This window comes from Rhizobium sp. CCGE 510 (assembly GCF_000292525.1).
Taxonomy (GTDB): domain Bacteria; phylum Pseudomonadota; class Alphaproteobacteria; order Rhizobiales; family Rhizobiaceae; genus Rhizobium.
Window position 1 is genome coordinate 322,077 of the sequence record NZ_AEYF01000048.1, and the last position, 17,739, is coordinate 339,815.

Annotated in this window: 14 protein-coding genes and 3 pseudogenes; 14 read left to right on the top strand and 3 right to left on the bottom strand. The window is 57.2% G+C overall.

Annotated features, from left to right (window positions below):
• Positions 1 to 226 precede the first annotated feature (226 nt).
• The 13 genes and pseudogenes from RCCGE510_RS29875 to traG all read left to right on the top strand — a co-directional run.
• On the top strand, positions 227 to 1,315 hold the full coding sequence (locus RCCGE510_RS29875; RefSeq protein WP_007636591.1) for an ABC transporter substrate-binding protein: 1,089 nt from the start codon (positions 227 to 229) through the stop codon (positions 1,313 to 1,315).
• A 56-nt stretch (positions 1,316 to 1,371) separates the two neighbouring features.
• Positions 1,372 to 2,898 (top strand): sugar ABC transporter ATP-binding protein, encoded by a 1,527-nt coding sequence (locus RCCGE510_RS29880; RefSeq protein WP_192815369.1) that lies wholly within the window; start codon positions 1,372 to 1,374, stop codon positions 2,896 to 2,898.
• Between the two features lie 9 nt (positions 2,899 to 2,907).
• Entirely contained in the window at positions 2,908 to 3,849 is a 942-nt protein-coding gene (locus RCCGE510_RS29885) for an ABC transporter permease (RefSeq protein WP_007636593.1), read from the top strand.
• A 5-nt stretch (positions 3,850 to 3,854) separates the two neighbouring features.
• Positions 3,855 to 4,853 carry an ABC transporter permease gene (locus tag RCCGE510_RS29890; protein ID WP_007636594.1) on the top strand — a complete coding sequence of 333 codons (999 nt, stop codon included), beginning with the start codon at positions 3,855 to 3,857 and terminating at the stop codon, positions 4,851 to 4,853.
• A 64-nt stretch (positions 4,854 to 4,917) separates the two neighbouring features.
• Positions 4,918 to 6,018 carry an NAD(P)-dependent alcohol dehydrogenase gene (locus RCCGE510_RS29895; RefSeq protein ID WP_037080242.1) on the top strand — a complete coding sequence of 367 codons (1,101 nt, stop codon included), beginning with the start codon at positions 4,918 to 4,920 and terminating at the stop codon, positions 6,016 to 6,018.
• Positions 6,019 to 6,029: 11 nt separating this feature from the next.
• Positions 6,030 to 6,341 (top strand): putative quinol monooxygenase, encoded by a 312-nt coding sequence (locus RCCGE510_RS29900; protein ID WP_007636597.1) that lies wholly within the window; start codon positions 6,030 to 6,032, stop codon positions 6,339 to 6,341.
• Between the two features lie 74 nt (positions 6,342 to 6,415).
• On the top strand, positions 6,416 to 7,678 hold the full coding sequence (locus RCCGE510_RS29905; protein ID WP_007636599.1) for an NAD(P)/FAD-dependent oxidoreductase: 1,263 nt from the start codon (positions 6,416 to 6,418) through the stop codon (positions 7,676 to 7,678).
• 95 nt (positions 7,679 to 7,773) lie between these two features.
• Positions 7,774 to 7,959 (top strand): hypothetical protein, encoded by a 186-nt coding sequence (locus RCCGE510_RS29910; protein WP_007636602.1) that lies wholly within the window; start codon positions 7,774 to 7,776, stop codon positions 7,957 to 7,959.
• 390 nt (positions 7,960 to 8,349) lie between these two features.
• The gene (locus RCCGE510_RS29915) at positions 8,350 to 9,006 is read left to right on the top strand and encodes an SDR family oxidoreductase (RefSeq protein ID WP_007636604.1); all 657 of its coding nucleotides are present in this window, start codon (positions 8,350 to 8,352) and stop codon (positions 9,004 to 9,006) included.
• Positions 9,007 to 9,189: 183 nt separating this feature from the next.
• Positions 9,190 to 11,706, top strand: coding sequence for a HAMP domain-containing methyl-accepting chemotaxis protein (locus tag RCCGE510_RS29920; RefSeq protein ID WP_007636606.1), 2,517 nt, complete (start codon positions 9,190 to 9,192; stop codon positions 11,704 to 11,706).
• Positions 11,707 to 11,967: 261 nt separating this feature from the next.
• Complete coding sequence (locus tag RCCGE510_RS29925; protein WP_052029519.1) at positions 11,968 to 13,086, top strand: ABC transporter substrate-binding protein; 1,119 nt, start codon at positions 11,968 to 11,970, stop codon at positions 13,084 to 13,086.
• A gap of 205 nt (positions 13,087 to 13,291) precedes the next feature.
• A pseudogene (locus tag RCCGE510_RS34020) lies at positions 13,292 to 13,471 on the top strand (transposase); the annotation flags it as partial.
• A gap of 2 nt (positions 13,472 to 13,473) precedes the next feature.
• A pseudogene (traG, locus tag RCCGE510_RS29930) lies at positions 13,474 to 14,937 on the top strand (Ti-type conjugative transfer system protein TraG); the annotation flags it as partial.
• Between the two features lie 176 nt (positions 14,938 to 15,113).
• Here the strand turns inward: traG and RCCGE510_RS34025 are convergent.
• Positions 15,114 to 15,338, bottom strand: a pseudogene (locus RCCGE510_RS34025) (aquaporin); the annotation flags it as partial.
• An 826-nt stretch (positions 15,339 to 16,164) separates the two neighbouring features.
• Here RCCGE510_RS34025 and RCCGE510_RS29935 point away from each other — a divergent pair.
• The gene (locus tag RCCGE510_RS29935; protein WP_007636614.1) at positions 16,165 to 16,620 is read left to right on the top strand and encodes a phasin; all 456 of its coding nucleotides are present in this window, start codon (positions 16,165 to 16,167) and stop codon (positions 16,618 to 16,620) included.
• A 171-nt stretch (positions 16,621 to 16,791) separates the two neighbouring features.
• Here the strand turns inward: RCCGE510_RS29935 and RCCGE510_RS29940 are convergent, their stop codons facing one another.
• Entirely contained in the window at positions 16,792 to 17,076 is a 285-nt protein-coding gene (locus RCCGE510_RS29940; protein WP_192815374.1) for a DUF5334 family protein, read from the bottom strand.
• Positions 17,067 to 17,210: a YHYH domain-containing protein gene (locus RCCGE510_RS34950; protein WP_157179965.1), complete on the bottom strand. Its 144-nt coding sequence runs from the start codon at positions 17,208 to 17,210 to the stop codon at positions 17,067 to 17,069. The genes RCCGE510_RS29940 and RCCGE510_RS34950 overlap by 10 nt, the downstream gene beginning before the upstream one ends.
• Between the last annotated feature and the right edge of the window lie 529 nt (positions 17,211 to 17,739).

The following is a 17,739-nucleotide window of genomic DNA, read 5'->3' on the forward strand; positions in this document are numbered from 1 at the left end:
GTCGTATTGAACCAAAGTTCGATAAAAATCACTATATAATCAAACAGATAAGGCAGAATGTGCGTCAAAAAGTTTGTCTTCTACATAGCTGATTGACAGATTGTCTGCTTATTTATAATGATGCGATCTGCCGTTTAGGGGAGAATCCGGCGACGGCTTGAGGACAAGGGTTTTAAGGACGCAGACAAATTCGGCCGCGTTGGGTGGCAAGAGGAGGAGAATTTCGATGAAAAGACGTACATTCCTACAGACGGGCAGCGCCTTAATTGCAGCTGGCGCATTCGGAATACCGGACATCCTGCGGGCAGGGGATACGATCGCCCTGCTGCCCGACACCTGGCCGTCCGAAGGGGAAAACCCCGTCGTCGAAGCTGGTAAGTTTGCCAAGACAGGCCCCTGGAAGATCGGTCACAGCCACTATGGCCTGGCCGGTTCAACGCACACCTATCAAACCGCATTCGAGGCCGAATACGAGATCAGCAGAAACAAGGCCCGTGTCGCCGACTATCAATTCCGGAGCGCCGACCTCAACGCCTCCAAACAGGTCGCCGACATCGAAGATCTGATCGCACAAAAAGTCGATGCAATCATCATTGCGCCGCTTACGACAGGCTCGGCCGTGGAAGGCATCAGGAAGGCGAAGGCTGCCGGCATTCCGACGGTCGTCTATCTCGGTCGCGTCGACACCGACGAATTCACGGTGCAGGTCCAGGGCGACGACTTCTACTTCGGCCGGGTGATGGCGCAGTTCCTGGTCGACAAGCTCGGCAACAAGGGAAAAGTGTGGGTGCTGCGCGGCGTCGCCGGACATCCGATCGATGCTGATCGTTACGCCGGGGCGATGGAAGTCTTCAGCAAGTCCGGTCTCCAAATTACCTCAACCCAGCACGGCAGCTGGTCCTACGAGGACTCAAAGAAGATCGCCGAAAGCCTCTATCTCTCTGACCCCGACGTCGCTGGGGTCTGGACTGACGGCGCAAATATGTCGCTCGGCGTCTTGGACGCGCTGCAGGAAGCCGGGGCTTCCACCATTCCACCGATCACGGGAGAAGCCCTGAACGGTTGGATGCGTCGTTGGAATGACGAAAAGCTCTCTTCGATTGGGCCCATTTGCCCTCCGGCTCTTTCGACGGCAGCCCTGCGTGCGTCCTTCGCGCTTCTCGAAGGCAAGCCGATCCAGCGCAACTGGACCAACCGGCCCAAGCCGATCGTCGACGGCAATCTTGCGCAGTTTTACCGCCCCGATCTCACGGACGCTTACTGGGCCCCAACAGAAATGCCGAACGAAAAGCTCCTCGAGTACTTCAGGGCCTGACGCATGGAGGGCGCGGACAAAGCGCGCCCTCTTCACCCTCGCAGATGGAAGTGTTCATGAGTATGCTTGTCGAGATGGTCGGCATCAACAAGTCCTTTGGTGCGACCAAAGTCCTGTCGAATGTTCAATTTTCGCTTGAACGCGGCTCCGTCCACGCATTGATGGGCGAGAACGGGGCGGGGAAATCCACGCTGATGCGAATTCTGGCCGGAGTCTATCAACAGACCGCTGGACGCGTCCGTCTGCGAGGAGAAGAGGTGACCTTCCGGTCCCCTAAGGAAGCGCGTCTCGCCGGCGTGTCGACGGTGTTTCAGGAGTTCACCCTGATCCCCAATCTCACGGTTGCCGAAAACATGTTTCTGGGACACGAACCGCGGCGTGCCGACGGGTCGATAGACAAGGTCGAGGTCGTCGAGCGATCCCGCAAGCTACTTGCCGACGTTTTCCCTCAACTGGACGCGACGGCGATTGTGGAAACGCTGACGGTTGCCCAGCAGCAGGCCGTGGAAATCGCCAAAGGTCTGACATCCAATGCCGATGTCTTCATTTTTGATGAGCCTACCGCGGCACTAAACTCGACGGACGTCGCTCATCTCTTCAAGGTCATCCGCGATCTGAAGGCGCAAGGCAAGGCTGTCGTCTACATCTCGCATCGGATGAACGAGGTGTTCGAACTGTGCGACACCATCACCGTCATGAAGGACGGGGCTTGGGTAAAGACAGCCAGGGCAGAAGACTTCAACCTCCAAACGCTTGTGGCAACCATGGTTGGACGTGAGCTTCAGAATTTCTTTCCGCCGAGGGCGCAGGCCATTGGATCGCCGATGCTCGACGTGGCAGGGCTTCGTCTCAATGACCACGGCCCGCCAGTCGGTTTTTCCGTGCGCACGGGCGAGATCATCGGACTGGCCGGGCTGGAGGGCCAGGGGCAGCGCGAAATCATGCGTGCAGTCGTCGGGGTCGAAACCGCCGCAGCCGTGACCGTCCGGCGTCGCCGCGACGATAGCATGATCGGTGTGAACGTATCCTCCGGCTTTTCGAGTGCTATCTCAGCCGGCATCGGTTTCATTCCTGAAGACCGCAAGCAGGAAGGCCTGTTTCTTCGCCTTCCGATCTACGACAACATCGCACTTGGCAAGCAGTTGAACCGGAACATGGCGAGCGTTGCATGGCGTTCCATCTCCAGGGTTCACGATGTCATAAAGTCGCTCCGCGTTGCGGCCGCCGACCCAGCCTCGCCCGTCGGCAAACTTTCGGGCGGAAACCAGCAAAAGGTCCTTCTTGGACGTTGGCTGCTGTCGGGGGTCGATATCCTTGTCATCGAGGAGCCGACACGTGGCGTCGACGTCGGCGCGAAAGCGGAAATTTATACGCTGCTTCGCGATTTTGCCGATCGTGGCGGTGCAGTGATCGTCTCGTCACGCGAGCACGCCGAACTGATCGGGCTCTGTGACAACATTCTGGTCGTTCACGACAAGAAGATCGTCGGGCAGATGCCCGCGCTTGATGCCACAGAGGAAACCATTCTGGGAACCGCACTCGGCTCGAACTCCGCGCACGATCCGCGCGCTGCTGTTCATTGAGGAGGATACATGAATACCGTCCCAAAGTTCCTGAAGACACCTTACAGGGCGGGTGCGATCCGGCTGTCGATCGGGACGCTACTCGTCCTTGTGGTCGCCTCGATCATCCTGCTTCCAGAATTTCTGGCGCCGGAGAATCTGTCGAACCTGCTGGCCCAATCGACTGTTCTTGTCATTTCTGCGCTTGGCCAGACCTTTGTGATCCTGACGGGCGGCCTGGACGTATCCGTTGGTTCAATCATCAGCGTGACGACCACGATCATGACACTCGACATGCCCGAGGTTATCCGTGTCATGCTTTGCATTGCGGTTGCGATCGCATTCGGACTGGCCAATGGCTACGGCGTAGCCAGGCTCAACGTCCACCCGATCATCATGACCCTGGCAACCATGGGTATTGGCCAGGGATTGGCGCTTATCATTCTTCCTATCCCCGGCGGGAAGGTGCCTGAATGGCTTTCGGCCTCAGTCGCAGGTTCGGTCGGGCCCGTGCCGAACTCGCTGCTCTGGCTGATCGCTGCCACCTTCGTTGCCGCCTGGTTGCTTTATCGCAGGCCGTTTGGCCTCTACCTGTTCGCTTCGGGGGGTAGCGATTTCAATGCCCGCATGAATGGCGTCCCGGTCGAACGCACAGTCATCAAGGCCTACATCCTGTCGGCGCTATTTGCTTGCGCTGCCGGGATGTTCCTCGCAGGCCGCCTCGCCTCGGGCGATCCCAAGGGCGGCGCCACATTCGGAATTGAATCCGTTACCGCAGCAGCGCTCGGGGGTGTTCACCTGGCTGGCGGTATCGGCAGCATCCTCGGCACTGTGGCCGGCGCGGCTATCCTCGGCATCGTCAACAACGTGATGAACCTCGCCAACGTCTCGGCATTCCTCCAGTCGGTCGTCAAGGGCCTTCTGCTGCTGGCGCTCGTCGTCTCGCAGCGTCGCAAAACGATCGGACTTTGAAAGAGATGGACCTCTCGATGACCACAACAGATGCGAAAATTGAGACGCCATCCCGCATGCTCACCGCAAGGCGCATTCTTTCCTGGGTGCTCGGTTTGCCCCCGGCATATTACGTGCTAGCAATCCTGATTGCGGTGGCCCCCGCTGTAAGCGCGACGCTGATCAATCCGAACTATTGGTTTGTGATCCTGAAACAGTCAGCGCCGCTCGGGATCGCGGTGCTGGCGCAATCTCTTGTCATGCGGGTGCGTTCGATTGATCTCTCAGTCAGTGGCGTGTTTGCTTTTTCGATCTATCTCGCCAGCTCCGGGCTCCTCAACAGTTACCCGCCCTTCGTTACGGTCCTGATGCCAATCGGCATCGGCCTTAGCGTCGGTCTGATCAACGGCGCCCTCGTGGCCTATGTCCGCGCCTCCGCGGTCATCGCGACACTGAGCGTATCGGCGATCCTCATAGGGATGGTTCAATTCATGAGTTCGGGCCGTGCACCGGGTTCGACACCAAGCTGGCTTCGCGTCCTGACGAGCGGGAACATCTACGGCCTGTCTTACTCCGTGATCGTCTGGATCGGGATTTCCGTCCTTGTCGCACTGGCGTTCCGCTTCTTGATCCTCGGGCGATACTTCCGCGCTGTCGGCGACAATCCGAGGGCGGCGGAGATAACAGGCATACCTCTGGCCCGCACGATTTTTGTCTCCCATACGCTTGCGGGCACGCTGACGGGCATCGCCGCCCTGGTTCAGGTGTCGGCGCTGGCCGTTGGCACGATCAAGCCCGGCTTCGACACGTTCATGAACGCGCTCGCCGCGACGATTCTCGGTGGGGTGACGTTCGGCGTCGACCGCGGCGGCGTCGCGGGGCCTTTCGTGGCGGTCGTCGCCTTCAGTTTCCTCTTCGCGATGTTGACCGTGTTCGGCATCCAGGAGCCCGGCAAGCTTATCGTCCAAGGCGGGATCATCGCTCTTGCTGCCATCATTTACGGAGCACGCGCCGGTCGCGTCTAGGCCGTACAGGATCTGCCAAATAGGTCATCCCCAGCGTCAACGCGGGAGAATGCAGGAGAAAAGCATGATGAAGATAACAGCGGCCGTCGCCGTGAAACCGAAAGCTCCACTTGAGTTTCGTGAACTTGAGCTGGCGGATCCAGAAGGCAATGAAATTCTCGTGCGGACGGTCGCCACGGGCATCTGCCATACCGACCTGTTGCTCCGTGATGGGATCTTTGGGCCTCCCGCCCCGGTCATACCGGGACATGAAGGTGTTGGCATCGTCGAGGCCATCGGGGCGGACGTCCAAGGGTTAAGGGTCGGCGACCACGTTGCGCTCAGCCAGAGTTCATGTGGCTTCTGCGGCGACTGCCGGCGCTCGCACCCGATGAATTGCCAGAACTACACCCAGTACAATCTGACGGGGCTTCGTCCGAACGGCAAGAAGGCCTTGCTCTGTGATGAAGTCGGCATCGGCAGCAACTTTGTCGGCCAGTCATCCTTCGCAACTTACATCCTGGCGACTGAAAACAACGCCGCGCAACTTCCCAAGGATTTCGACCTGACGAATGCGGCCCCGCTCGGTTGCGGCATGGCAACGGGAGCAGGAACCGTCATCAACGCCATGAAGCCGGAGATCGGACAAACCATTGCTGTGTTCGGTGCGGGAGCAGTCGGCATGGCTGCGGTGATGGCCGCCAAGGTTCGGCGGTGCAGCAAGATCATCATCATCGACCTGAATGAGCAGCGTCTGGCCATGGCCAAGACGTTGGGCGCGACCCACGCCATCAACGGCAGGGACCCAGACGTCGTGGAGCAGATCCACGCCTTGACGGGTGGCGGTGCCGATTTTGCAATCGACGCCGTGGGGATCATTCCGGTCATCTTGAATACGATCAAATGCACGCGGGCAGGGGGCCAAATCGTCCTCCTCGGGCTCGACGCGCTCGGAAAGGACATTCCAATTCCGCTGGACCTCATGGTCTTCAACCGGAAAATTCAGGGTGCCATCCTCGGAGACCAGATCCCGCAGCTCTTCATTCCCCAACTGGTCGAGCTGAACCAGGCCGGCTTATTCCCGTTTCAGAAGCTGATCACAAAGTATCCGTTCGAGAAAATCAACGAGGCCATCGCCGATGCCGAAGCTGGCCGCGTGATCAAGCCCGTCATCGTCTTCAACTAGGAGCTTCCCACATGCCATCGAGCAAGTCCGACGAACAGCATCTCATCGTGGAGTTTAAAACATCGACGCGTAACCGGGACCGTGTCAACGCACTGCTCCAGGAGTTTGTGGGCCCTGCCCGCGAGGAAGAGGGCTGCCTTTACTATAATCTCTATCAGCGCTCCGACGAGCCCAATACGTTCTTCATTCTCGATGGTTGGGCAAACGAGGAGGCAGCCGCGCGTCACGGAGAATCTGCGAACGTCAAGCGTGTCCTCGAACCACTGCTTCCGTTGCTGGTAAGCCCGCCTTCCATCATTGTCAGCAGTCGCATCAGCGACTGAGTTTTTGATCATGCAACACCGAAAGACGCGCCCGATCCGAGGCGGGTTTTTCCAAACGCTCGCGGGAGGGCGAAATGGAGCATCGAGTTGTCATCGTGGGAGGCGGTTTCGCCGGTCTCCAATTGGCCAAGGATCTCAAATGTCCAAACCTTTCGATCACGATCATCGACAGACGTAATCATCACCTGTTCCAGCCACTGCTCTATCAGGTCGCGACGACGGTCTTGGCGACCTCCGAGATTGCCTGGCCCATTCGCGCAGTATTCCGTGGAAGGAAAGATGTCACGACGCTTCTTGGCGAAGTCGTGGGCGTCGATGTCGAAAAGCGGCACGTTTCGCTCAAGGGCGGTCATGCTATTCCCTACGATACCCTTGTTCTCGCAACAGGGGCCCGTCACGCGTATTTCGGTCGGGATGAATGGGAGCCTTTCGCGCCCGGACTGAAGGCGTTGGAAGACGCCACCACCATCCGCCGTCGTCTTCTCCTGGCGTTCGAAAAGGCGGAGCTGGAAACCGATCCCCATGCGCGGGCCGCAATGCTGACCTTCTCGATAATCGGCGCGGGGCCGACAGGCGTCGAGATGGCCGGGATCATCGCCGAACTGGCTCAAAGGACGCTCGTCGAGGAATTCAGAAACATCGATACGACTTCGGCGCGCATTCTTCTTGTAGAAGCAGGGCCGCGTATTCTGCCTGTTTTCCATGAGGCGCTATCGCAATACGCCGAGCGATCCCTTTCGTCGATGGGCGTCGAGGTTCGCACGGGAAGGCCCGTAACCGACTGCAACGAGGAAGGCATATCGATTGGGGACGAGTTCGTCCCGAGCCGCACCGTCATATGGGCGGCGGGTGTGCAGGCATCCAAGGCCGCCGTATGGGTCGGGGCGGAGATGGATCGAGCAGGGCGGGCTATCGTGCAGCCCGACCTCACGGTCTTCGAGCACCCGGAGATCTTCGTTGTCGGCGATACCGCGAGCGTTAAGACCGGCGCGGGAATGCCGGTTCCTGGTATCGCGCCTGCCGCAAAGCAGCAGGGAAAATACGTCGCCCAGGTGATCAACGCCCGCCTCAAGCAGCGCCCAGCGCCGCCTGCCTTCAAGTACAGGCATCTTGGTAATCTTGCGACCATAGGGCCAAGCTCCGCAGTGATCGATTTCGGAAGGCTTCGGCTCAAGGGCTCCATCGCCTGGTGGATCTGGGGCTTTGCCCACATCTACTTTTTGATCGGAACACGGAGCCGCATGGCGGTCGCGCTGAGCTGGCTTTGGGCATTTACCTCCGGACACCACTCTGCCCGTCTTATTACCCAGAAGGAGACGCTGAAGGACGAGGTCTAGCAGGGATTCATCAGTGACGTGGCGGAAGCACGCCACGCATTCGTGGGTATTGCGCGGAAAGACCTTGTCACCGGCAGCTATTGAAGGAACGACACATGAGCGAGTTTTTGAAAGACAGCATTATCGTTCCACCGACCTCGACCGTGGAACGCGAGAATGGCGAGTGCCTATCTGAAGACCAGTCTGCAATAGACGTTGACGCGCTCGACGAGGCTGCGCGTGCAAGCGTTGAGGGCCAAACGAATGCCATACGCGTCAGAGAGCCGCGTGTGAAAGCGTAGGATTTTTCGGAAAGATGCCGTTTCCCAGAGACATTCATGGGCTGTTCCATCGAAGGTCCAACTGTGGCACGGCCAGACTAAACCGACGCGCGCGCCAAAGACCTCGTGAAGCCGGACGTCGAAAAAGCCGACGGATCCGTCGATCATCTTTCCATGTCCTCGTGGCTGCTTGGAGTCGGAGAGGCGGGACACAACGTGATTTGGAGATAAGTGTGTGGTGGTTTCCCTGTTGAGATACGAACGAGTTGCTGGATCTCACGATTTCACACATGGACCGTTTTCCGCGTGAAACCAGGATCTAAGACTCACAACGCTTGCCGGACGCCGCCGACGGAAGGGTTTATCGAAGGAGGACAGACCGATGACGGCTCTCATGCAGGCAAAGTATGCGTGTTGGTGGGCGCGTCAAACCCGGTCGGTTTCTGTCTTGCGCAGTCTTTCCTGGAAACTGGCTATCGTGTCGCCGTAGGTGACCTCGACCCTTCAGACTTCAGTTCATTAACCGCAGTCTCGGGGGCGAATTTGTTTCCGGTTAAGGTCAATTTGAACAGGGACGTGTATGTCAATTCAATGGTCGATCAGGTCTACCTACGCTGGAGCCGGGTCGATATTCTGGTGAACATAGCCTTCCGTCGCCGTGAATGCGCCGATCCGCTTTCCGCTGCGGATCTTGGGCTTGATGCCGTCTCCAATCTGATAAGGGTGACAAGTGCTTTCGGCTCCCGCCTCCAGGGAGAGGAGCTCGCTGTTGTGAATATCGCGTGGTTTGACGAGCAGTCGCTGCTAGAGGCCGACCGCGAAGCTGTGCTCCAAGCGGCCTTGCGAACCACGACGAGTGCGATGGCGAAGAAGTATTTCGACTCGGGGCTTCGGATAAACGCTGTTCATACCAGAAATGCGCGTTCGACATCTTACGTTCAAAGTGAGACGCTTAGGACACTTGTTCAAGCTGTCCAATTCCTCGCAAATCCAGAACTGTCTGGAAAGCTCACGGGGAACGTCCTGCACATCGACCTGAAACCTGACGATAGTCTTTTCCGAGGATAATTCGTAAAGAAATTAACTTGTCGTTAAGGTTGATAGTTTGAGCGTCAATTCGACGTGGAAATCCTAACAAGATGTAAAGCACTTTGCAGCTCCGCCTTCGAACATTCTTCCTCTTCGTTTAGGTCGAATAACTAAAACTCCAGAAATGGGTGGCAGTGCCCGCTTTAGTCATTTGGAGGTCCTATGTTCGTCGATCGCTTGCTATCCGCTTTTAGCATCCGAGCTAAAGTCTTATTAGTACTGGTGCCGCTGGTCATGATACTGGCGGCCGTCGGTGTCGTGAGCCTGCAGGCGACCGGATTGCTGCAATCTCGCCTTCGGCTATCGAGCGAAGTTCTTGAGACTTTGAGCGGATTTCGGGACGTCTCTGAGAGCATGAACCGGTTTTTGGCGCAGAGTTCGACGGAGAACCGCGATGTGGCCCTGGCAAGTCTAAGCGGGCAGGGCGCCACGATGCTGTCGCTTCAGGAAGCCGCCGCTGACGTTGGTAGTGACACTCGTGCTCTTGAAAGCAGTGAGTCCGCGATGTCCGCTATTTCTGACAGCATGGACCGCATGTGGTCCCTGCACAACGATGAGCTGTCCATTCGTCGTGACGTTGCCGCCAGCTTGACCGAGATCAAGCAGGTCGCGGCCGACCTAAAGCTGGCCGCCGTTAAAGTCCGTGCGCAGGTCCGCAACGAGGAGAACTCTGGCAAAACGATGCTCAGAGAGGCTACCCGCTCAATCGACACGGCGGCAATCATGCAGCGGTTGTCGGAAAATTTGGTGAACCTGCAGGCCAGCGCGATGCAAACCCCCGAGGCACAGCAACAAGCGCTCATGATTAAAAAGGCGATGAAAACTGTCAAGCGCGTCGTTGCAGCGGGCGATGATGGACAAGCAGTCGCAAACTTGGAACAGGCAATCTCCAGGGTCGTCGCTAATTCCGGGCTGGATAGCGCTTTCCTTCACAGCCTTGAGATCGACCTTAGTGCGTTTGCCCCGCGACTGCGAGATGACGCCATACAGCATATGATCGAGGGAACCCATGCAGTTCGAGCCTTGGATAAGCCATTGGCAGAATCGGAGACGCTCGTTGCGGCAGTGGCATCAGTAGGCCAGGATGCCAATTCGATTGAGATTGAGATAAACAACCTGTTGCAGGCGGCCAGCACGGAAAACCAGCAGCGACTCGTTGAGCAACTTACGAAACTAACGCGTGACACCGTAGCGGTTGGAGGCGTAGCCGGTTCATTGCCAGACTTCCCCAAAATGGAGGAGACCCTCTACTCACAGGGGGATGCCATCGAACAGAATACCGAGAAGTTGGTCAAGATCGCGGAAGGGCGGCAGGCGCAGTACGCAGAGGCCGAGAAAACCGTCCAGTCGATATGGAAAAATCTCGTGTCGTTCGCGTCGACGCAGGAACATGACGCTCACCGGGAAAGCGATTTCGCCCGACTGTTGTCCGCAGCTGCTACCGTCTCGGGTGTCTTGGTCGCCCTCTTGGCTGGAGCCGGCCTGATGGCGACGTTGCGTGCGCCAATCGCACGGATCGCAAGGCGCATGCAGGGGCTAGCAACCGGTGATCTTCAATCAGACATCGTTGGCTGCCAGCGGAAAGACGAGATTGGCGATATGGCTCGCGCGCTTGAAGTTTTTCGCGGAAATGCGGTCTCCAAGCTCGAAGTTGAAGCACATGCGCAAAACGACCGGAAAACGGCTGATCAGGAACGGACGGATCGTGAGTTTGAACGTGCTCAGCTTGAGAAAGAAGTGTCCAGCGCTGTGCAAACACTCGGGGAGGCACTCTCTAGATTGGCGCGGGGAGACATTTCGCAAACCATCGACCGCCACTTCCACCCCAATCTCGAACAACTGCGGCGTGACTTCAACCACTCACTGTCCGTCCTCAGGGATACGGTGTCCCATATCGACGAGAACACCCAACAAATCAAATGGGGAACCAACGAACTTTTCAAAGCCTCTGATGATCTGTCACGCCGGACTGAACGACAAGCTGCTTCTCTCGAAGAAACCGCCGCAGCCGTTGAGCAAGTGACTGCGACGGTGAGGAACTCCTCGGAGAATGCCTGTGAGACACAAGCGTTTGTTTCCGCAGTCAAGGAACATGCAGAGGGCGCGGCCATCATTGTAACTGATGCTATAAGCGCCATGGGGCGAATTCAGGATGCATCTTACAAGATCGGTCAGATCACAGGATTGATCGACACGATTGCATTCCAGACGAACTTACTTGCGCTGAATGCCGGGGTTGAAGCAGCTCGTGCCGGCGACGCTGGAAAAGGCTTCGCGGTCGTTGCACAAGAAGTACGCGAGCTTGCCCAAAGGTCGTCAGCCGCAGCGCTCGAGATCCGGCAGTTGGTTTCAGAATCTTCGTCAGAGGTGGCTGTCGGTTCGGATTACGTCGGCAAGACCGGGGAGGCTCTGCACAGTATAGCGGCATCCATCGTGCAGATTTCTGATCGCATCGACCAGATTGTGAGTTCCAGCCGCGAACAAGCGACTTCGCTGGCCGAGATCAATAACAACGTCAATGTTCTTGATCAGGGGACGCAACAGAATGCAGCCATGGCTGAGCAGACAAACGCTGCAACGAAGACGCTTTCTGATCAGACTGTTGAACTCAGCGAACGGCTTGCTGGGTTCAAGCTATCAGATGACAGGCCGCCTCATCGGGTAGGTCTCGCCGCATAAGGCAGGCGTAGTCAGGTTCGAAGCATTCCGATGGCGGGCCATGCGGCCATTCGATCGAATGAAAGTCACATACCCCAGCGCACGATTCCGCTTCGATGCGCCGGTCTCTCTCCTGGTAGCTCTTTGTCGCGCAGGATTCAGCACGGCCCGGGCCAACCTTAAGACAACGAAACTATCATCCAGTGCTCAGACTTTGAAAGGTGTCTATCCGTGTGCGTACGTAAGTTGATAATTGGATTTTTTCTCGCTGCAACCCTGGCCATGCCGCTGACGGCGAAGGCTGGCGGGCTCAGTGAACTGCCGCGGGAAGAGCGAAAGACCTACGAGTTATTGGACCCGCGGTTGCCCACGGGAGAGTCTGTGTTTCGGAATTTCAGAGCAAAGCGAGCGCCACCGTGGAAAATTGGTTACGCCTCAAGCTACGCTGATAACACATGGCGTGCGAACGTCCTTGATGAATTTACAAACAAGCTTCTGCCGACTTTCAAGAAGGCTGGGCTGGTATCCGAGCTCGTCGTTACGCAGTCCAATCTCGATGATAGCGCCCAGATCAGCCAAATGCGGCAGATGGTAGATGGTGGTGTCGACGCCATAATCATATGCTGCTCCAACCTTACAGCGCTCAACCCGACAATAGAGTACGCCCATTCGAAAGGCGTTCCTGTTATCTCATACTCCGGTTATGTGACGTCGCCGTTCGCAATCAATGCGACAGAGAATAACATGCAAGGCGGTTTTGAGGCGTCAAAGTGGTTGGCGGAAGAGATCGAAGGCAGCGGCAATGTGCTGCTTGTGTCCGGAATCACTGGCTTCGCCTCCTCAGACAGCTTTCAGGCCGGCGCCACAAAAGCCTTGGAGTACTATCCCGAGATCAACATCGTCGGACAGGTTGACGGGAAATGGACAGACAGCGTCGCACAATCCGAAGTTCAGAAGTTCCTTGCCACCAACCCTGGCCGAATTGATGGTATTATTGTTCAGTCGGGAGCCGAGTCTGGTGTGATCGACGCCGTCCGCCAGTCCGGGCGCGAGATAGTGCCGGTCGTGCTTGGCGGAGAGGCTTCGGCATCATGCTACTGGCGTAGGAATCCTGAATTTGTGAGCAGGAGCTTTCACTTCTGGCCGCCGCGCTCCGAGGCTCGTTTCGTATGGGACGTGATGATGCGTACTCTGGAGGGCCAAGGTCCGAAGATACAGTCCATTCTGCGACCGGCAATTCCTTACACGATCGATGATGTAAAAGCGGATTTGCCAGCCGATTGCGATCCCAATAGTGAAGACTGGCTCGAGCCGAAGGATGCAGCTTGGTGGACTGCTGACGCTGCCGCTAAATATTTCGACAATCCAGCAGATCCGCTTTCTTGGAGGCCAACAAACTGATCTTGTACGCTGTATAGGCGGCGAAAAGCTACCCCGCCCGGCCTGGGGCGGGGTTGACGACATGAGGGGATGCCGCTGGTCGCGTCAGCAGGAATTCTAAAAACGATCCGGTTCCGATGGAACGTAAGCGCGAATTTCTGCGCACCTTCTGAAGCGCAGTGCTCTCAGGAATGAAGTGTCCACCAAAATAGGTGGACACCAAATCATGGATGAAGATGCTCCTAAACTGCAGGTGCGGCTTGTTGGTCGCGACGGCCGCCGTCGATATGACCCTGCCTCGCGAGATCAGCTTGTCGCAGCGTGTTTAGAGCCCGGCGTTTCGGTCTCTCGACTGGCGCGGGAACACGGCGTGAATGCTAATCTCGTACGCAAGTGGATGAAGAAGACCGGGCTCTGCACGGCGACACGGACTGGATGAAACTATTACTAGCCGAAAAATTGTTTCCCGAGACCGGCGGCGTCGTCATCGGCGAGCGCTATCGCGTCGACCGCGACAGCACTGCATCCCAGCCGTTTCGCGCCGGCAGTGCCGAGACCTGGGGAGCAGGTGGCAAGTCGCCGCTGCTTTGCTTCGACGGCTCGTTCGGCTCGTCTCATGGCATCGTTTTCGCCGGATCGGGCGGCTTCAAGACGACGTCAGTCACGATTCCGACGGCGCTGACATGGGGCGCTGCGCTCGTCGTCCTCGATCCGTCGAAGGAGGTCGCGCCAATCGTGTCGAAACACCGTGGCAACGCCAACCGCGACGTCTTCGTCCTCGATCCGAAGCAGTCGGAGATCGGTTTCAACGCGCTCGACTGGATCGGCCGCTTCGGCGGAACGAAGGAGGAGGATATTGCCTCCGTCGCATCGTGGATTATAAGCGACAGCGGTGGCGCCCGTGGGGTTCGCGACGACTTCTTCCGCGCCTCGGCCTTGCAATTGCTCACCGCGCTGATTGCCGACGTTTGCCTCTCCGGCCACACGACGGAAAGCGACCAGACGCTCCGGCAAGTACGCAAGAACTTGTCCGAGCCCGAACCCAAACTGCGAAAGCGGTTGCAGGAAATCTACGACGATTCAAGTTCAGATTTCGTGAAGGAAAATGTCGCGGCCTTCGTCAACATGATACCGGAAACCTTCTCGGGCGTCTATGCTAACGCGGTCAAGGAAACCCACTGGCTATCCTACCCGAACTACGCCGCCTTGGTGTCGGGAACGAGTTTTACGACGGGTGATCTTGCAGACGGAAAAACGGACGTGTTCATCAATCTCGATCTCAAGACGTTGGAGACGCATTCGGGCTTGGCGCGGGTCATCATCGGTTCGTTTCTAAACGCGATCTACAACCGCAACGGCGAGATGCGGGGGAGGGCGCTCTTCCTCCTCGATGAGGTGGCGCGCCTCGGCTACATGCGCATCCTGGAGACCGCACGCGACGCCGGCCGCAAATATGGTATCATGCTGACCATGATCTACCAGTCGATCGGCCAGATGCGCGAGACCTACGGCGGTCGCGACGCTGCCAGCAAATGGTTCGAGAGCGCAAGCTGGATATCCTTTGCAGCGATCAACGATTCCGAGACCGCGGACTACATCTCGCGCCGTTGCGGCATGGCGACCGTCGAGATCGACCAGATCAGCCGCAGTGTTCAGTCGAAAGGATCGTCGCGCACGCGATCGAAGCAACTCGCCGCCAGACCCCTTATCCAGCCGCATGAGGTGCTGCGCATGCGGGCCGACGAGCAGATCGTCTTCACCGCTGGCAACCCGCCGCTCAGATGCGGACGCGCGATCTGGTTCCGCCGCGACGATATGAAGGCCTGTGTTGGGACCGAGAAAATTCTACCGGTCAATTGCACTAGAGAGTAAATTGGCGGCAGCCTCAGCTTTATGGTGCGCGAGCAGTCAAAATCTCGAAGCGAATGTGTCTGCGCTCGCTTATCCTTGCCGCGCTTCCGGTTCTACAGCACCGTTGCGAAAACTGGGGCCGGGCGAGGGCAGACCGATATTTAAGCTCGATGGGCCGCACGAACTTTGCGCAGACTTTACGGCTTGCTTGACGCGAGGATCCCCCTGAGCTGAAGAAGGCCGGCTGCAACAGCGCCGAGCATTGGCGCAAATATATAAAGCCACAGTTGAGAGAGTGCCGCCCCTCCTGCGAAAAGTGCTGGGCCGATCGATCGTGCTGGGTTCACAGAAGAACCAGAAACCGTGATACCGCCAAGGTGGATCGCAACTAAGGTAAGTCCAATCGCCAATCGTGCGACAGCGCGCAAACCTTGTCCCAGTCCTGCTGTTGCGCCATGATAAGCGCGCGAGGGATACGTTCACGAAGAAGTCGAGCTGCCCCCGGTCAAGACAGGCACATGATCCTTGAGCCTCGCCGTAGTTCCAATCCGGTTCAGCTGTCTCGTGGCCCTCGACGATGAACCGATTATCCGGTTTCCAAGGCAGATGCCCCGTGATCGGATCGCCACACATCGTGACATTCGTGCCCCATGCCGGTTCCGCGGATGCGGATGCGGCGGTTTCTACCCAGATGACGGCCGGTGTAAAGAAGGCACTGCGCTTGCACGCAATGTCTCGCGCAAGCTGACCGTCAAGGCAAACACCAGTGCGCGGCTGACGGAGGCACTTGCGGCGAGGACCGCAACTCACTTTCCACCCCGCAGGCTCAATACGATCCGACACAGGACGATCCTGAGCGCGATTGAATTACATGCTCATTCGCTTGTCCCGATCTCAGCTGTCCACATGTCTCGCAAATGTCGGGCACCCGACACCTATTGTCGGATTGTCGAGATTAGAACGTTTGTTCGCCGGTCTCTCCGCCAAATACCGATCAATCCGCCCATCGATAAACGAAACTCATCTTCTTGGAGCGTCTGAGCAGTTGGCATGGTGTTTGCTGATCCTGGTTACAAGCGGCAGAAAGCAGTCTGCATAATGCCGGTTCATGAAACGAACGGAACGGAGGCCACATGACGGTTCGTCATCGAACCGACGTTCTACCAAGCGGCCATGCATAGTCCGCCGGCGGAAGGGGTCAATCCCGACGTCACAGCTTGCAACCAACTCAATGAGAAGGAAAACGCTATGACCAAGATTTCCGAAAGATCCTTTGAAACGATCGAAAACCCGGCGTCATCGCCGCTCAAGGTGCCAGATCAGTTGGGCGCATCCGTTGAAAAGGGGAACAAGCAGGTGACAGAGGCTTTTTTGAAATTTGCGTCCGGCGCTGAAGCGACACAGAAAATGCTGCCTCCGATCCTCGAAACGACAAGTCTGTTCGGCAACGAATTGTCGTGGAAGACGATCGCTGCACTGCAGGCCGACGCCGAGGCCGGCTTCTCGCATCTGCAAGCTTTGCTTAGCGCAAATTCGCCGTCGCAGGTCCTCGAACTGCAGTCGACCTTCCTGCGCAAGCGGGTTGAGACAAGTTTGCAGCACGCCAAGGAATTCCGGGTACTCGCAAGCAGGACGGTGGAGGAAATCTCAAAGCCGGTCAAGGATGCTTTTGACAAGGTGCTGACGGACCTCAAGGCGACGTAAAACTGAGGAGACACCTAAATCGCCTGGACGGATCGTGATCGAAGCTTCTTTTGAGGAGTTTAAGACTATTTTTGACGAGTTGGTCATTGGGAGAGGATAGCTCCGCGGCAAAGACACCAATCGCTATGGCAACGATAGCAGCAGCCGCCCTTTTTAGGGCGGCCCACTTTATCAGTCGTCCATTTCAAAGGTGCGGTATTCGCCGCTATCGTTGTCGTAAACCTCGACCTCGACCTCGACCGAGCCTCCAGAACGCTGGATGCTTTGGACATCAACGTCACGGTACTCGCCCGCTTCGTAGTCGTAAACCTCGACGGTCTGTCCCGATCTGACTAGATTGCCTTTGCCAATCTCGACCGCACCGCCAGAATCGCTATCTACACCATCCCATGCGAAGGTGTTCGCCGGAAGCGATAGCGTCAGGACGGCGGCCACCAACAACGACTTCAATGGCAATGGTAATCTCCGGTCTTGTGATTGGTGTGGCAGCCGTTTGAATCCGTTCCGCCACTGTGAGCGGAAGCTGCCGAGACAGACAGCGAGAACGTGGACCATGCGACCAAGATTGCAATTGCGATTGCGATTTTCATTTCTAACCCCGACGGCAACAGGTAGGTGCGAGTTAGCTCGCCGCGCCTCGCGGAGTTGCCCAGAGAGTTGGATGCCCCACCCAAGAACATCTAATTCGATTTACACTAATGAGTCGAGCACATTAGTACGAGGAACTACAATTTTGAGTATGGTAATTCGGTGACGTTCGATCCAACCTCGTGAACAGCCTGCGACGGAGTTACCTTTCGCAACAAGATCGTGCACACGCCGCGCGCAGCGGATGTCTGGTCAGGACTGGCATGGTCCCTGCGTTATCGCTTGCACCACGGCCGAGGCTCCGGCGGGAAGCTCATGCTGACAGACAAAGGCCTTGCGGTCAGAATGCCATGAAGGGGTGCGCGGGCACGAGCGCGTTGTCGAAAGCAGCAAACCCCGCAGAGAATTCGTTCGATCGAGCCGGTGCGCAGTGCAACGAGCAAGGCCGATCAAGAGTCGTTTAATCGCACCTCCGTCAAGCTTGTTTTGATCGATGCTTTCATTCGGTGAATATGACTTGTCTTTGAATTG

Excerpts from the sequence above, each read along its gene's own strand:
- RCCGE510_RS29895 (WP_037080242.1), top strand. The coding sequence starts at position 4,918 with ATGATGAAGATAACAGCGGCCGTCGCCGTGAAACCGAAAGCTCCACTT.
- RCCGE510_RS29910 (WP_007636602.1), top strand. The coding sequence starts at position 7,774 with ATGAGCGAGTTTTTGAAAGACAGCATTATCGTTCCACCGACCTCGACC.
- RCCGE510_RS29900 (WP_007636597.1), top strand. The coding sequence starts at position 6,030 with ATGCCATCGAGCAAGTCCGACGAACAGCATCTCATCGTGGAGTTTAAA.
- RCCGE510_RS29875 (WP_007636591.1), top strand. The coding sequence starts at position 227 with ATGAAAAGACGTACATTCCTACAGACGGGCAGCGCCTTAATTGCAGCT.
- RCCGE510_RS29905 (WP_007636599.1), top strand. The coding sequence starts at position 6,416 with ATGGAGCATCGAGTTGTCATCGTGGGAGGCGGTTTCGCCGGTCTCCAA.
- RCCGE510_RS34950 (WP_157179965.1), bottom strand. The coding sequence starts at position 17,210 with ATGAAAATCGCAATCGCAATTGCAATCTTGGTCGCATGGTCCACGTTC.
- RCCGE510_RS29920 (WP_007636606.1), top strand. The coding sequence starts at position 9,190 with ATGTTCGTCGATCGCTTGCTATCCGCTTTTAGCATCCGAGCTAAAGTC.
- RCCGE510_RS29885 (WP_007636593.1), top strand. The coding sequence starts at position 2,908 with ATGAATACCGTCCCAAAGTTCCTGAAGACACCTTACAGGGCGGGTGCG.
- RCCGE510_RS29880 (WP_192815369.1), top strand. The coding sequence starts at position 1,372 with ATGAGTATGCTTGTCGAGATGGTCGGCATCAACAAGTCCTTTGGTGCG.
- RCCGE510_RS29925 (WP_052029519.1), top strand. The coding sequence starts at position 11,968 with ATGCCGCTGACGGCGAAGGCTGGCGGGCTCAGTGAACTGCCGCGGGAA.
- RCCGE510_RS29935 (WP_007636614.1), top strand. The coding sequence starts at position 16,165 with ATGACCAAGATTTCCGAAAGATCCTTTGAAACGATCGAAAACCCGGCG.
- RCCGE510_RS29890 (WP_007636594.1), top strand. The coding sequence starts at position 3,855 with ATGGACCTCTCGATGACCACAACAGATGCGAAAATTGAGACGCCATCC.